The 14666-nt window shown below is 66.1% G+C and carries 12 protein-coding genes; 10 read left to right on the top strand and 2 right to left on the bottom strand.

The features are described from left to right. Position 1: 1 nt before the first annotated feature. The 5 genes from ACPYOD_RS06245 (at position 2) to paoC (ending at position 5717) form a co-directional block, all read left to right on the top strand. Entirely contained in the window at positions 2 to 856 is an 855-nt protein-coding gene (locus tag ACPYOD_RS06245) for an alpha/beta fold hydrolase (RefSeq protein ID WP_481300868.1), read from the top strand. A gap of 40 nt (positions 857 to 896) precedes the next feature. After that, entirely contained in the window at positions 897 to 1667 is a 771-nt protein-coding gene (locus ACPYOD_RS06240; RefSeq protein WP_481300867.1) for an SDR family oxidoreductase, read from the top strand. 254 nt (positions 1668 to 1921) lie between these two features. After that, positions 1922 to 2563, top strand: coding sequence for an aldehyde dehydrogenase iron-sulfur subunit PaoA (gene paoA, locus ACPYOD_RS06235; RefSeq protein ID WP_481300866.1), 642 nt, complete (start codon positions 1922 to 1924; stop codon positions 2561 to 2563). Then, on the top strand, positions 2560 to 3519 hold the full coding sequence (locus ACPYOD_RS06230) for an FAD binding domain-containing protein (protein ID WP_481300865.1): 960 nt from the start codon (positions 2560 to 2562) through the stop codon (positions 3517 to 3519). The genes paoA and ACPYOD_RS06230 overlap by 4 nt, the downstream gene beginning before the upstream one ends. Then, the gene (paoC, locus tag ACPYOD_RS06225; protein ID WP_481300864.1) at positions 3516 to 5717 is read left to right on the top strand and encodes an aldehyde oxidoreductase molybdenum-binding subunit PaoC; all 2202 of its coding nucleotides are present in this window, start codon (positions 3516 to 3518) and stop codon (positions 5715 to 5717) included. Before ACPYOD_RS06230 ends, paoC begins: the two co-directional genes overlap by 4 nt. Here the strand turns inward: paoC and ACPYOD_RS06220 are convergent. Next, entirely contained in the window at positions 5686 to 7506 is a 1821-nt protein-coding gene (locus ACPYOD_RS06220; protein ID WP_481300863.1) for an FAD-binding oxidoreductase, read from the bottom strand. The genes paoC and ACPYOD_RS06220 overlap by 32 nt on opposite strands. A gap of 187 nt (positions 7507 to 7693) precedes the next feature. Here ACPYOD_RS06220 and ACPYOD_RS06215 point away from each other — a divergent pair, with 187 nt between their 5' ends. Then, positions 7694 to 8767, top strand: coding sequence for an NAD(P)H-dependent flavin oxidoreductase (locus ACPYOD_RS06215; protein ID WP_481300862.1), 1074 nt, complete (start codon positions 7694 to 7696; stop codon positions 8765 to 8767). Between the two features lie 101 nt (positions 8768 to 8868). Here ACPYOD_RS06215 and ACPYOD_RS06210 read toward each other — a convergent pair whose 3' ends face one another. Then, positions 8869 to 9636: a glycosyltransferase family 2 protein gene (locus ACPYOD_RS06210; RefSeq protein ID WP_481300861.1), complete on the bottom strand. Its 768-nt coding sequence runs from the start codon at positions 9634 to 9636 to the stop codon at positions 8869 to 8871. 78 nt (positions 9637 to 9714) lie between these two features. Between ACPYOD_RS06210 and ACPYOD_RS06205 the strand changes: the two genes are divergently transcribed. The 4 genes from ACPYOD_RS06205 (at position 9715) to ACPYOD_RS06190 (ending at position 14659) form a co-directional block, all read left to right on the top strand. Beyond that, positions 9715 to 10749: a CDP-glycerol glycerophosphotransferase family protein gene (locus ACPYOD_RS06205; RefSeq protein WP_481300860.1), complete on the top strand. Its 1035-nt coding sequence runs from the start codon at positions 9715 to 9717 to the stop codon at positions 10747 to 10749. Between the two features lie 463 nt (positions 10750 to 11212). Continuing rightward, entirely contained in the window at positions 11213 to 11746 is a 534-nt protein-coding gene (locus tag ACPYOD_RS06200; RefSeq protein WP_481300859.1) for a hypothetical protein, read from the top strand. A 313-nt stretch (positions 11747 to 12059) separates the two neighbouring features. Continuing rightward, positions 12060 to 13124: an HlyD family secretion protein gene (locus ACPYOD_RS06195; RefSeq protein WP_481300858.1), complete on the top strand. Its 1065-nt coding sequence runs from the start codon at positions 12060 to 12062 to the stop codon at positions 13122 to 13124. Continuing rightward, the gene (locus ACPYOD_RS06190; protein ID WP_481300857.1) at positions 13121 to 14659 is read left to right on the top strand and encodes a DHA2 family efflux MFS transporter permease subunit; all 1539 of its coding nucleotides are present in this window, start codon (positions 13121 to 13123) and stop codon (positions 14657 to 14659) included. The genes ACPYOD_RS06195 and ACPYOD_RS06190 overlap by 4 nt, the downstream gene beginning before the upstream one ends. The last annotated feature ends 7 nt before the right edge of the window (positions 14660 to 14666 follow it).

Here is a 14666-nt window from a genome sequence, read left to right as displayed (position 1 = left end):
CATGACTACGATCAACTACCGCACCGTCAACGTCGACGGGTTCAACGTGTTCTATCGCGAAGCGGGCCCGGCGGATGCACCGAAGCTGCTCCTGCTCCACGGGTTCCCGTCGTCAAGCCACATGTTCCGTGACCTGATACCCCTGCTTGCGGATCGTTTCCACATCGTGGCGCCGGACCTGCCGGGCTTCGGCCTGTCCGACATGCCATCGCGCGAGACCTTCGCCTATACCTTCGACCACCTGGCCGACGTGATCGACCGCTTCACGGAGGTGGTGGGATTTGACGCTTTCGCGGTCTACGTGTTCGATTACGGCGCACCCACAGGCTTTCGCATCGCGGCGCGCCACCCCGAACGGATCACGGCGATCATCTCGCAGAACGGCAACGCCTACGAGGAAGGGCTGAGCGAGGGATGGAACCCGATCCGCGCGTACTGGCAAGACCCCACGCCTGCGAATCGCGAGGTGTTGCGAGACATGCTGAGGCCGGAGACCACGCGCTGGCAGTACGTGCACGGGGTGAGCGACGAATCGCGCGTTTCGCCCGACGGCATCGCGCTCGACAACCATTACCTGGCCCGCCCGGGTGCCGATGAAGTCCAGCTGGACCTGTTCGGCGACTACAAGAACAACGTGGCGCTGTATCCGGCCTTCCAGGCGTATTTCCGCAAGCACAAGCCGCGCTTCCTCGCCGTATGGGGCAAGAACGATCCCTTCTTCCTGCCACCGGGTGCCGAGGCGTTCAAGCGAGATATCCCCGACGCGGAAGTGCGCTTCTTCGACACCGGTCACTTCGCGCTGGAAACCCATGCGCCCGATATTGCGCGGGCCGTCGGCGACTTCCTTTCCCGTTGACCGGCACAGAGCCGCCCATGCGCCACAGTCGAGGTTTTCCATGACCAACAGAGTCGCCATCGTAACGGGAGCCAGCCAGGGAATCGGGCAAGCCGTCGCGGTCCGTCTTGCGCGCGATTTCGGGGCGGTAGTCATCGTGGCACGCAACCGCGAAAAGCTGGAAGAGACTGCACGGATCGTGCAGGGCACCGGTGCCGAAGCACTCGTACTCGACATCGATCTGACGGAACCGTCGTCCGCCAAGGTCATCGTGGCGAGAACGCTGGCGGCGTGCGGTCGTATCGACGCCGTGCTCAACATAGCCGGCGCCGTGCCGCAGATCGACGTGCTGGAAATGACCGACGAGCAATGGGATGCAGGGATGGCGCTCAAGCTGCACGCCGCTCGCCGTCTTACCGTGGCGGCCTGGCCGGCATTGATGATCGCGAAGGGCTCGGTCGTGATGATCGCTGGCACGTCGGCCACCGTACCAAGGGCATCCCAAGCGGCCGTGGGTACCATCAACGCCGCGATCGTCGCGTTGGCGAAGGCATTCTCCGACCGCGGCATCGTCGACGGTGTGCAGGTGAACAGCGTGCTGCCGGGCGCGGTGTTCACGGAGCGGCGCCGTGCCTATCTCGAACGCTGGGCTCCCGTGCACGGGTTCACCGTGGAGGAAGCCACCGAGCGGTTCCCGGCCGAAGCAGGGATCACGCGATTCGGCCAGCCGGAAGACATTGCGGAACTGATGGCCTTCCTGGTGTCCCCGGCCGCCCGTTGGATGACCGGATCGGCCCTGCGCATGGATGGTGGAGAGGTCAAGGCGGCCTGAACTTCCGGGTGACCGCATCTTCGCCGCCGCTTCACACGTTTCGCCGGATCGTCTCTGACGCAAGGAGATCGAGCCATGTCATCGACTGTGCCTCCCATGTTCGCCGACTCCGAGAATGTGGAGCGCTAGAGTTCCGTCGGGTCTCCGTTCGGCCCCGTCGCCGTGGCGGTCCCTGCGACGATGGTCTACGCTCCAACGGTTAGTCCAGCCCGCCTGTCCAGGCTAAATCCCCAACAGCGCTGAGGGACTCCATCATGGATTCATCGAACGACTGGAAATTCACCCGGCGCGACGTCCTGAAGATGGGCGCCGTGTCGGTCACGGCCCTGGCGACACCTCGGCTCGTGACTGCCGCCTCCGAGTCCGGTGCCGCCGCCAAGCCGGTCACCACGAAGGTCGCCTTCGACGTGAACGGCACCTCGCAGGCGCTCGAACTCGATACGCGCACCACCCTGCTCGACGCGTTGCGCGAGCACATGCATCTCACCGGTACAAAGAAGGGCTGTGACCACGGCCAATGCGGCGCCTGCACTGTCATCGTCGATGGCCGCCGCATCAACAGCTGTCTTACGCTTGCCGTGATGCACCAGGGCGCGAAGATCACCACCATCGAAGGCTTGGGCAATCCCGGCAAGCTCCACCCCATGCAAGCCGCCTTCGTGAAGCACGACGGCTACCAGTGCGGCTATTGCACGCCGGGACAGATCTGCTCGGCCGTGGCGGTGCTGGACGAGATAAAGAACGACATCCCCAGCCACGTCACGGGCGACCTGACGGCGAAGGCGCAGTTCAGCCGCACGGAGGTGCGTGAACGCATGAGCGGCAACATCTGCCGCTGCGGCGCGTACTCCAATATCCACGATGCGATCGAGGAAGTGGCCGGGGGTGCGGCATGAGACCCTTCACCTACGAACGCGCCGAATCGCCCAAGGCTGCCGCCGCCGCTGCGGCAAAGACCCCCAATGCCAAGTTCATCGCAGGCGGTACCAACCTGCTCGACCTGATGAAGATCGACATCGAGCAGCCCGCCCACCTGATCGACGTGAACGGCCTCGATCTTGCCCGCATTGAGAGCACGGACGAGGGCGGTGTACGCATCGGCGCGCTGCTGCGCAACACCGATCTAGCCGCCGATGCGCGTATCCGGCGAGATTACCCGCTGTTGTCGCGCGCCCTGCTTGCCGGTGCGTCCGGCCAGTTGCGCAACAAGGCCACCACCGCCGGCAACCTGCTCCAGCGCACCCGCTGTCCTTATTTCTACGACACCAACCAGGCCTGCAATAAACGGCTGCCGGGCAGCGGCTGCGCGGCGCTCGGCGGTTTCAGCCGGCAGCACGCCGTGGTCGGTGTCAGCAAGGCATGCATCGCCGTGCATCCGAGCGACATGGCGGTGGCCATGCGCGCCCTCGATGCGACCGTGGAAACCGTGAAGCCCGACGGCAGCGTGCGACGCATCCCTATCGCCGATTTCCACACGCTCCCCGGCAACACGCCACACATCGAGAATGTGCTCGCCAAGGGTGAACTCATCACGGCGGTGACGCTGCCCAAGCCCATTGGCGGCCGCCAGCTCTATCACAAGGTGCGCGACCGCGCGTCTTACGCATTCGCGCTCGTGTCGGTCGCCCTCGTGGTCCAGACGGACGGCAGCGGGCGCGTGGCGCTCGGTGGCGTGGCGCACAAGCCGTGGCGCGTCGACGCTGCGGACGCGGAACTGCCGAACGGCGCGAAGGCCGTGGCCACGCGGTTGCTCGCCGGTGCGCAGACTACCGAAGACAACAAATTCAAGGTCACGCTGGTGGAGCGCACCCTCGCCGCGACACTGGCCGAAGCGAAGGAGCGGACGGCATGAAGTTCGACACTCCCGCCACCACCAACCCCATCGATCGCCTGAAGGTCGTCGGCAAGCCCGTCGATCGCATCGAGGGGCCGCTGAAGACAACCGGCACGGCGCACTATGCGTACGAACGCCACGACGTCGCGCCGAACCACGCATACGGCTACGTCGTCGGGTCGTCGATCGCGAAAGGCCGCATCGTCGCCATCGATACGTCGAAGGCACGCCGCTCACCGGGCGTGCTGGCCGTCGTCACCGCGCAGAACGCCGGAAAGCTGGGCAAGGGCAAGTACAACACGGCACACCTCCTCGGCGGCCCCGACATCGAGCACTACCACCAGGCCGTGGCCGTGGTGGTGGCGGAAACCTTCGAGCAGGCGCGTTCCGCGGCGCAGCTCATCCATGTTGATTACAGCCGCGCGAAGGGCAACTTCGATCTCGCCGCCGCCAGAGGCTCCGCCGCCAAACCCAAGGGCGGCAAGCCCGACACGGCGGTGGGCGACTTCGACAAGGCGTTCGCCGGGGCCGCGGTGAAACTGGACGCGACGTACACCACGCCCGACCAGACGCACGCGATGATGGAGCCGCATGCGACCATCGCCGCATGGGAGGGCGACAAGCTCACCTTGTGGACATCGAACCAGATGGTGGACTGGAGCCGCGGCGACGTGGCGACCACGCTGGGCATTCCGAAGGAGAACGTGCGCCTGGTGTCGCCATACATCGGCGGCGGGTTCGGCGGCAAGCTGTTCGTCCGCTCCGACGCGATCATGGCGGCGCTCGGCGCACGCGCCGCGGGCCGGCCCGTGGCGGTGGCCCTGCAGCGTCCGCTCATGATGAACAACACCACCCATCGCCCCGCCACGATCCAGCGCATACGCATCGGCACGTCGAAAGACGGCAAGATCGACGCCATCGCCCACGAAAGCTGGTCTGGCGACCTTCCTGGCGGCGATCCGGAAACCGCGGTGTCGCAGACACGCCTGCTTTATGCGGGCCCGAACCGCATGACGGCGATGCGCCTGGCGGTGCTCGACCTGCCCGAAGGCAACGCCATGCGCGCACCCGGCGAGGCGCCGGGCATGATGGCGCTGGAGATCGCCATCGACGAGATCGCCGAGAAGGCGGGCATCGACCCCGTCGAGTTCCGCATCCTCAACGACACGCAGGTGGATCCGGAAAATCCAAAACGGCCCTTCTCGCAGCGCCGCTTCGTGGAATGCATGCGAACGGGCGCGAAGAAGTTCGGCTGGGAACGGCGCCAAGCGCGCCCGGGCAGCGCGCGCGAGGGCCGTTGGCTGAAAGGCATGGGCGTGGCCTCGGCGTTCCGCAATAACCTCGTGATGAAGTCGGCGGCACGCGTGCGCCTGGAGCGCAGCGGACGCCTCGTCGTCGAAACCGACATGACCGACATCGGCACCGGCAGCTACACCATCATCGGCCAGACCGCGGCCGAGATGCTCGGCCTGCCGCTGGACCGCGTGGACGTGCGCCTCGGCGACTCCACGTTTCCGGTCTCGGCCGGGTCGGGTGGGCAGTGGGGCGGCAACAGCTCCACCGCCGGTGTTTACGCGGCCTGCGTGAAACTGCGCGAGGCGATTGCGCAGAAACTGGGAGTCGACGCGAACACGGCGGTCTTCGACGGCGGCGATGTGGTGGTGAATGACCATCGCGTACCGCTCACCAAGGCCGTGGCGGATGGCGACATCGCCGCCGAGGACGGCATGGAATACGGCGACCTCGACGAGCGCTACCAGCAGTCCACCTTCGGTGCCCATTTCGTGGAGGTGCGAGTGGATGCCGCCACCGGCGAAATTCGCATCGATCGCATGCTGGCGGTGTGCGCCGCGGGCCGCATCCTCAATCCCAAGTCCGCGCGCAGCCAGGTGATCGGTGCGATGACCATGGGTGTGGGCGCGGCGTTGATGGAAGAACTGGTGGTCGACAAGCGCCTGGGTTTCTTCGTGAACCACGACCTCGCCTCGTACGAGGTGCCGGTGCACGCCGATATTCCGCACCAGGAGGTGGTGTTCCTCGACGAGACCGATCCGATCTCCTCGCCGATGAAGGCCAAGGGGGTGGGCGAACTGGGTATCTGCGGCGTGGCCGCGGCGGTCGCGAACGCGGTGTACAACGCCACCGGCGTCCGCGTGCGCGACTACCCCGTCACGCTGGACAAGTTCATCGACCGGTTGCCGCCCCTGACCGCGTAAACCCGTCGGCGCTCCATCGTTCGCTGCCCACGCCGTGGTGCACGATGAAGAGGTCGTCCGGGTCGTACTTCTTCTTCGCGGCGGCCAGGCGGCCGTAGTTGGATCCCCAGAACGCCTGCTGCCAGTCGCGCTGGAAGTAGTCGCTCTCGGAGACGTAGGCACCGGCGTGCGGCACGACCGTGGTGAGGCGTTCGTACGCCGCGGCCACGCGCTCCGCGCCGCCGCGTGCACGCGTTTCATCGGGCGTGGTGCCGAGTCCCTGGTACGCGGGATCACCGGCATTGCCGACGATCGCCAGCGCGAACGCGTCCAGCACCGCGGGATTCGTCGCCGTGTCCTTGCCGCCGGCGATCGCTTCGGAAGGTGCGCCGAACAGCCCCTTGTTGAAGTGCAGTTCCACGTCCATGCGTTCGGCGGCATGGCAGATGGCCGCGGCAAGGGTTTCGCGGTCGCCGTCGTGCAGCAGCCGCGATGGCAACCAGGCGGAGGCGTAGCCGTGAATGAACCAGCCGACCTGGTCCTGGTCGCCCTTCCAGAAGATATGGTCGCGCGGCGCGCCTTCCCGCGCATCGGCCACGACGAGGTCCGGCGCGTGTTCGCGGAAGAACGCCGCGTCCCAGAAATGCCGGGCCGGCATGGCCAGTGCCTGCGACGGTTTCACCAACGTATAGGCGGGCCGCGCTCTCACCCAGGCGATGAACGGCGCCCACACGGCTTCCGCGGCCGCCTTGTCGATGCCCTGGAACACCATCGACACGTGCATCGTGCGCTCGCTGCGAAAGGCGATCTGCTCCCCCCAGTGCGGATTGCACAACGCGTCGCGATAGAAGCGCAGCGCTTCGGCCGCCAGTGCGCGGTAGGACTCGTCGGAGTCGGCCCGGATCGCGCCGAACACCGCACCGAACGTGTCGGGAAGGTCGTGCGTGCGCAGGGTGAGCCGGGTGACGACGCCCACGCAGCCGCCACCGCCACCTTTCAACGCCCAGAACAGTTCGGGATCGCGCCAGGCGTTCACGACGCGGATGCGACCGTCGGCCGTAACCACTTCGGCTTCCAGCAGGTTCGACGCGGCGGTGCCGAAACGCTTCGAGAAGCTGCCGAACCCGCCGCCGGTCACGAGGCCCGCCACGCCCACCGTCGAACATCCGCCGCCCTGCACGTAGCGGCCACCGCGGGTGGTGACCTCGTCGTACGCATCGATCCACATCGCACCCGCGCCGACATGCACTGCGGGCAGCGCCGCCGTTCCCGCGGGCGCACCTTTCGGCACGAAGGCCTCGAGCATCTCGACCTTGTTCATCCGGCGGGTCCAGACCAACAGCGAATCCGGCGCGTTGGACGTACCGTGGTAGCTGTGGCCGCCGCCTTTCACCACCAGCCGCACGCCATGCCGGTGCGCGAACTTCACCGCCGCGGCGACGTCTTCGGCACTTTCCGCGGCGAGCGCCCAGGCGCTGGGCCGGGAGTCCCAGGCACGGAAATAGCCACTGGTCTGGGTGAGCGCGGCCTGGTCGCCGATGTAGTAAGGATTTTTCAATTGCGCCAGGGCTTCGGCCCGCGTGGCGGCGTCGCCCAGGAAAGGCGACCGCGGCACGGACAGCCGCCCGCCTACCTCGCGCTGCAAGGCCTGCCATTGCGCGTCGCCCGGCCAGCCGGGCATGCCGGGGCGCACCCGGGACAAGGCGCCGGCCTTTGGCTGCACCGGCGCGGCGAGCAGGGCATCCACCCGCAGGGCGAGGGGCAGAAGGGGCAGGGCGATCGCGTGCTTCAGCAGGGTGCGGCGGTCCATGGGAGCCTCGTGGGGTCGGATGACCGCATCGTGGCGCGAAGCCCGGTCCCGGTCGCCCTTCAAGGGAGGAAAACACGGTCCGTGGTGACGAATCGCGGACCCACGGTGCCGGACGGGGTGGCCAACATCCGGCCAACGTGCCTGCCGTTATGCTTGTCGCGTTCCCGCATCCCCACCGGTGAGAGCCATGACCGCCTGGACCGACCGACGCATCCTCGATCTCCTCGCGATCGAACAACCCTTGCTGCTCGCGCCCATGGCCGGCGCGGGGCTGGCGCCGCTGGCCATCGCGGTCGCCAGGGCCGGGGGGCTCGGTGCCATTCCCTGTTCCTCCATCAGTGTCGAAAAAGCCACGGCCGAGGTGGGCGCGTTCCGGGACGCGGTGGACGGCCCCATCAATCTCAATTTCTTCGCCCACCGGCCCGAGGCGCCAACGGCGGAAGCCACGGCGCGGTGGCTGGGACGACTGGCGCCGTACTTTGAGGAATTCGGCGTCGATGCGAGTGCCCTGCCGCCCGCGGGAGGCCGCGCGCCATTCGACGACGCGATGTGCGCCATGGTCGAGTCGTTGCGGCCGGAAGTGGTGAGCTTCCATTTCGGGCTGCCCGACGAGCCCCTGCTGGCCCGGGTGAAGGCCACGGGAGCCGTGGTGCTTTCCTCCGCGACCACCGTGGCGGAGGGCCGCTGGCTGGCGGAGCGCGGCTGCGACGCGGTGATCGCGCAGGGGTATGAAGCCGGCGGCCATCGCGGCAACTTCCTCACCCACGACATGGCGACCCAACCCGGCACCATGGCGCTCGTCCCGCAACTGGTCGACGCCCTGCACGTGCCGGTGATCGCGGCAGGCGCCATCGCGGATGGGCGTGGCATGGCGGCGGCGTTGTGCCTCGGCGCCTCGGCCGTACAGGTGGGCAGCGCTTACCTGCTGGCCGAAGAAGCCACCAGCGTGACCGTGCATCGCCAGGCCCTGCGGGAAGCCCGCGACGACAATACGGCGATCACCAATGTTCTCACCGGCCGTCCCGCACGAGGGGTGCTGAACCGCGTGATGCGCGAACTGGGGCCGTTGTCGGACGATGCCCTGCCGTTTCCCCTTGCAGGCGGGCCACTCGGACCATTGCGGAAGATCGCCGAAGCGCGCGGAAGCGGCGATTTCCAGCCGCTATGGGCAGGACAGTCCGCGGCGCTGGCACGCGAGGCCTCGGCGACGGCCATCACCCGCGACATCGTCGAAGTGGCCGCGCGCTTGTTGCGCGCTTGAGGCAAGCCCCCATCGCCGCTGAAGCGGCTCCCACAAAAATGCCAGGTTGCTTTGTGTGGGAGCCGGCTATGCCGGCGATCCCGCGGCAGCGGGCAACGCGCCTAGGGTTTCTGCCCCTGCTGTAACAACCATAGCTTCACGTACTTGCGGCGCACGTACTCCACCCGCAGCAACGCGTAGACGATGCCGCGCCAGCCGTCGAGAAAACCGGCGCGCAGCACATAGCCACGGAAGAAGCGCCACATCGGGCTGAGCACGATCTGCGCAAGCGTGGCGCGCTTGCCGGCGGCGAACTCCTCGGTGGCCATCATGTGCGCGTAGCGCTCCTGCTTCGCCATCAATTCCGACAGCGAGCGGTACGGGTAGTGGTCGAGGTAGCCGGAAAGCATCCGCACCTCGCCGTCGACGCTCACCGATTCGTGGATCTCGCGCGGCCCGCGCCACCCGCCGCGGCGGCGATCGAAGAGCCGCAGCACCTTGTCGGCGCCGGCATTGCCGTGGCGCATGAAGCGGCCGAAGAAATCGTTGCGCCGGTAGAAGCGATACCCGGCCGCGTCGAAGCCCTTGTCGCAGGCTTCCTCGATGGCCGCGCGAAGGTCCGCGCCCACGCGTTCGTCCGCATCGAGGCAGAGCACCCAGTCGTTCTTCGCCTGGGACAGCGCGAATGCCTTCTGGCTGCGGAAGCCGTCGAAAGGCCGCGACATCACGCGTGCACCGGCATTCCGCGCGATGTCCAACGTACCGTCGGTGGATCCGCCGTCGACCACCACCATGTCGTCGCAGAATCCGGCCGCGGAAGCCAGGCAGTCCCGGATGCGATCGGCCTCGTTCTGGGTGATCACGCAGAGGGAAATGGGCCGTAGGGTCATCGGGATGCGGGGTCGGGTAGCGAGCCGTCATAATGCCACGTCGTTCCCTGCGGAGTGCCGCCCTTGCCCGCGTGCCTGATGTTCGCCACCGAGTCCTATGGCCTGCCGATCCTGCGTCCCCTGGCCGCGGCGGCGCGCGCGCGCGGCATCGACGTGGGCTGGATCGTACCGGCGGCCCTTGCCGCGCAACTGGGACCGGACGAGCACCGCGTGCGCAGCCTGCGCGAGGCGCACGCCTTCCGGCCCGACGCCGTGTATTGCGCCGCGAACTGGGTGTCACCCGCGCTGCCCGGCATCAAGGTGCAGGTGTTCCATGGCTTCAACGCGCAGAAGCGCGAGCCCGACCGTGGCCACTTCGCCATTCGCGGCTTCTTCGATCTCTACGTGACGCAGGGACCGGCCACCACCGTGCCTTTCGAGGCGCTGGCACGCGAGCATGGGTATTTCGCCGTCGTCGAAACGGGCTGGCCGAAGCTGGACCCGCTGTTCGGGCCGGCTCCGCCGTCGTCACTCGGACTCCCGCCGCGCGACGGACGCCCGGTGGTGATGTACGCGTCGACATTCAGCCATCGCCTCAGCAGCGCGCCCGCGATGCTGGAGCCGCTGCGCGCCATGATCGCGCGCGGCGACCGCCAGTGGTTGCTCACGCTGCACCCGAAGTGCGACGAGGCACTCTTTGCCGCGTATCGCGGACTGGAAGCGACGAACGCGCGATTCCTCACGTCCGACCACCTCGTGGAGATGGAGCGCGCGGCGGACGTGCTCGTTTGCGACACCTCGTCCGTGGTGCACGAATTCGCGGTGATGGGTAAACCGGTGGTCACGGTGGCGAACCGCGTACCGCAGCCTTTCATGCTCGATGTGCCGACGCCCGCGGACGTCGACGCCGCCATCGACCGCGCGCTGTCGCATCCCCCCGAACTCATGGCGGCCATCCGCGCGCACGGCGACGACATCCACCCATACCGGGACGGCCATTCCAGCGAACGCGTGCTGGATGCGGTGGAAGCCTTCCAGCGCGGCGAATTCGGCATGTTGAAACGCAAGCCGCTCAATCTTGTGCGGCGATTCAAGGCGTTGCGGGATATTCGTTCGCTGCTCGATTTGCGCTGACGACTGCCGCGGCTCGGCTTCGCCATCGCGCTGGTTTAGTACGCCTGGCGGGAAGGACGCGCCGGGAACGGGGAGGCGAGCTTTGCTCGGACGGAAGCGCAGCATCGCGGCTATCTGCGCTTTCGACGTGCCGACAAGTTGACCAAGAATCCGTCGAATCAATGTCGACACATCCCCCTGCCGAATTGACGTGACGAAATAGAAACCTTCTAACGGGCACTGGGGTTAAACGATGAGCCGGAGAGGATAAGCTCCATTGCCGGTCAGGAAATGCCCGGTCATCCCCATCAAGGACGATCGATCATGAAAAGTGCAACGAAGAAATTTCGCTACGTCATGCCACAGCTCCAACTCGGAACTGCCACGATAGTCGAGTCAATAGTGCCAGCGGTGCTCTACCCCTCGGCAGTTCCCGAGAGCGGAGCCACAATCCGGATTCCACAATATCCGGAAATGACACTCGGTGACAGGATCGACCTCTTCTGGGTTGGCAAGGGCGGCATTGTGGCAGGATAGTCAAATCATCAGTCGGCCTGATGGCTTCACTGATTTTGTTGTTCCTAAGCACATAATCCTGGAGAGCGCAGGCCCCAACGGCAGTGCAACGGAATGCCTGTTCATCTACAGGGTAACCACCATCGCGGGCGATGAAATAACTTCATCGCCACATGAGTTCTATGTCACGGGTGACGGCCCAGCACTTCCTGCGCCGATCGTGCCCGATCATCCGACGGGAGAAGTAGACTTCTCCGCCATCGACTCCCTTCGGGTGGAAATACCAGACGTGACGATCATCCAAGGGAGATGGACAGTTTGGTCGAGAACTGGCGAGTCGACGATGGTCCCAGTGAATTTCATACGCGGAGAGACGTTCGTAACTTCGCCAGACTTGCTGTGCCTGATCAAGCCGGGTGGGCGGCTCGCCATCAGATACACGGGCGGAGCTGACGATGGCCTTGTCACGGATTCGAAGTCGGTCTACCTCAAGGCCTTGTGAAGCCTATATCCGGCTTCGCAGGAGCGACGATGCACCTTTAGACCCCGCGAGGGCGCCGCCCGGAGCCATTTGATTCCCATCAGATGGCTCCGGGCGGCATCGCGTGCTACCAGCTCTTCCGCTTTTTGTGCGATTCGGCCCTTCCGCTCCCCTGCCTCGACGCCCGAAGGTGAACGCTGCCTACGCGGCCATGCCCCTGTACTTGCGACGACCCCAACCCTCGGACGCAAAAGAAATTTCATGGTTACCCCTTGAGATTACAGTCATCATCCATAAAAGTATGGGCGTAATTCTTTTCCTCAGGTAACCGCCCGTGTCCGCTATCGCTGATTCCGTTGTCGTCAGTTCGCCCCGCAAGAAATCGTTGAAAGTCATCGCGTTAGCGGCGGCGGGGCTGGCGGTGGCGCTCTATGGCGCCCACTGGTGGACGACCGGCCGGTTCGTGGTCGATACCGACGACGCCTATGTCGGCGGCGATATCACGGTGATCGCGTCGAAGGTGCCGGGGTATATCCAGGCCGTGGCGGTGACCGACAACCAGGTGGTTCACAAGGGCGATCTGCTGGTGAAGATCGACGATCGCGACTACCGGGCCGCGGTGGACCGGGCGGACGCGGCGGTGGCGGCGCAGGAAGCGGCGCTACGCAACCTCGATGCGGTGGAACGCCTCCAATACAGCACTATCGCCCAGGCCCGCGCGGGACTGGATGCCGCGCAGGCAGAAACGACGCGTTCCCGGCTCGACGACGAACGCTATCGGCAACTGGTGGGACGCGCGGCGGTATCGGTGGAAAGTGCACAGCGCGCGACGGCCACGTTCCAGACCGCGCGGGCGGCGACGAATCGTGCCTCGGCGGCGGTTGCCGGCGCGCAGCAGCAGTTGGACGTCATCGCCACGCAGAGGCACCAGGCCCAGGCGGCGCTGGCACAGGCTCGCGCGGAAGCGGAGGTGGCACGCCTCAATCTGTCGTACACCGAATTACGCGCACCGGTGGACGGCGTGATCGGAAATCGACGCGCGCGTGTGGGTAGCTACGCGGCGGCGGCCACGCAGATGCTGGTGGTCGTGCCGGTGCGCGGGTTATGGGTAGACGCGAACTTCAAGGAAGACCAGCTGGCACGCATGCGCGTGGGCCAGGCGGTGGACGTGCGCGCGGACGTGCTGCCCGGCAGGGCGTTCAAGGGTCACGTCGCCAGCCTCGCCCCGGCGACCGGCGCGCAATTCAGCGTGCTGCCGCCTGAGAACGCCACCGGCAACTTCACCAAGATCGTCCAGCGCGTGCCGGTGCGTGTGACGCTCGATGGCACGGACGGCGATCTGGGTGTGTTGCGTCCCGGGTTGTCCGTCACGGCGCGCATCGATACCAAAGCTCCATGAGTCCTGTCGCCCACCTCACGCAAGGGCAGAAGATCTTCGCCTTTGCCACGATGTGCCTGGGCATGTTCATCGCCCTGCTGGATATCCAGATCGTATCGGCCTCGCTGCGCGACATCGGTGGTGGTCTTTCGGCCGGCGCGGACGACACGGCCTGGGTGCAGACGAGCTACCTGATCGCCGAGATCGTGGTGATACCGCTGTCGGGCTGGCTCAGCCGGGTGTTCTCGACGCGCTGGCTGTTCGCCGCCTCGGCAGCGGGATTCACCGTGACGAGCCTGCTTTGCGGGTTTGCGTGGGATATCCAGAGCATGATCTGGTTTCGCGCGGCGCAGGGGTTCCTCGGTGGTTCGATGATCCCACTGGTGTTCACCACGGCCTTCGTCTTCTTCGAAGGCAAGCAGCGCACGATCGCCGCGGCCACTATCGGTGCCATCGCGTCGCTGGCGCCCACACTGGGCCCCACGCTGGGCGGATGGATCACCGACAACTACTCCTGGCATTGGCTGTTCTTCGTGAACCTCCCCCCAGGCATCTTCGTGACCATCGCGGTGCCGATGCTGGTGAAGATCGACGAGCCGGATCTTGCCTTGCTGAAGGTGGGCGACTGGATCGGCATTGCCTTGATCGCCATCTTCCTCGGTTGCCTGGAGTACACGCTGGAGGAAGGGCCGCGCTGGAACTGGCTGGACGATGCGACCATCTGCGCCACCGCATGGACGAGCGCCGTGGCCGGCCTTCTGTTCGTCTGGCGAGGGTTGACGGCCGAGCATCCCGTCGTGGACTTGCGCGCACTGCGCGATCGCAATTTCGCCCTCGGCTGCTTCTTTTCCTTCGTGACCGGCATCGGGCTATTCGGCACGATCTACCTCACGCCGTTGTTCCTCGGGCGCGTGGAGGGCTATAGCGCGCTCCAGATCGGCCAGGCGATTTTCTCCACCGGTGTTTTCCAGATCATGGGCATCCCCGTCTACGCGTGGCTCGCGAGCCGCGTCGACCTTCGCTGGATCCTCATGGGCGGTCTTGCCCTGTTCACCGTGTCGATGTTCGAGTTCACGCCGATCACCCACGACTGGAGCTGGCGCGAGCTTCTCTTCCCGCAGGCGTTGCGCGGCTTCGCCCAGCAGTTCGCCGTGGCGCCGGCGGTGATCCTGACGCTCGGCGGCCTGGGGCCAGCGCGCCTCAAGCAGGCATCTGGCTTGTTCAACCTGATGCGCAACCTGGGCGGCGCCATGGGCATCGCCGGCTGCGCCACCATCCTCAACGACCGGACCAACCTGCATTTCCAGCGCATGGCGGAGCACCTCACGCCCGCCAGCGAGCCGCTGAATCGTCTGATGGAGGGCATCGAGGCGAATAGCGATACCTACACGACGGCACTCAAATCGCTTTGGCAGCTGACCTTCCGCGAGGCGCAGACCCTGACCTACAGCGATGCCTTCTTTTCGATCATGGCCTGTTTCGCCGTCGCTACGGTCATGGTGCCCTTGATGCGCAAGGTACGGCCGCCGGCGGCTCCCTCGGCCGATGCGCACTGAATCCGGA

The organism is Luteibacter sp. HAY1-4A, assembly GCF_056755355.1.
This window is presented reverse-complemented; position numbering and strand designations above follow the sequence as displayed.

Coding starts and splice junctions, on each gene's coding strand:
- ACPYOD_RS06245 (WP_481300868.1), top strand. CDS start 2: ATGACTACGATCAACTACCGCACCGTCAACGTCGACGGGTTCAACGTG.
- ACPYOD_RS06240 (WP_481300867.1), top strand. CDS start 897: ATGACCAACAGAGTCGCCATCGTAACGGGAGCCAGCCAGGGAATCGGG.
- paoA (WP_481300866.1), top strand. CDS start 1,922: ATGGATTCATCGAACGACTGGAAATTCACCCGGCGCGACGTCCTGAAG.
- ACPYOD_RS06230 (WP_481300865.1), top strand. CDS start 2,560: ATGAGACCCTTCACCTACGAACGCGCCGAATCGCCCAAGGCTGCCGCC.
- paoC (WP_481300864.1), top strand. CDS start 3,516: ATGAAGTTCGACACTCCCGCCACCACCAACCCCATCGATCGCCTGAAG.
- ACPYOD_RS06220 (WP_481300863.1), bottom strand. CDS start 7,506: ATGGACCGCCGCACCCTGCTGAAGCACGCGATCGCCCTGCCCCTTCTG.
- ACPYOD_RS06215 (WP_481300862.1), top strand. CDS start 7,694: ATGACCGCCTGGACCGACCGACGCATCCTCGATCTCCTCGCGATCGAA.
- ACPYOD_RS06210 (WP_481300861.1), bottom strand. CDS start 9,636: ATGACCCTACGGCCCATTTCCCTCTGCGTGATCACCCAGAACGAGGCC.
- ACPYOD_RS06205 (WP_481300860.1), top strand. CDS start 9,715: ATGTTCGCCACCGAGTCCTATGGCCTGCCGATCCTGCGTCCCCTGGCC.
- ACPYOD_RS06190 (WP_481300857.1), top strand. CDS start 13,121: ATGAGTCCTGTCGCCCACCTCACGCAAGGGCAGAAGATCTTCGCCTTT.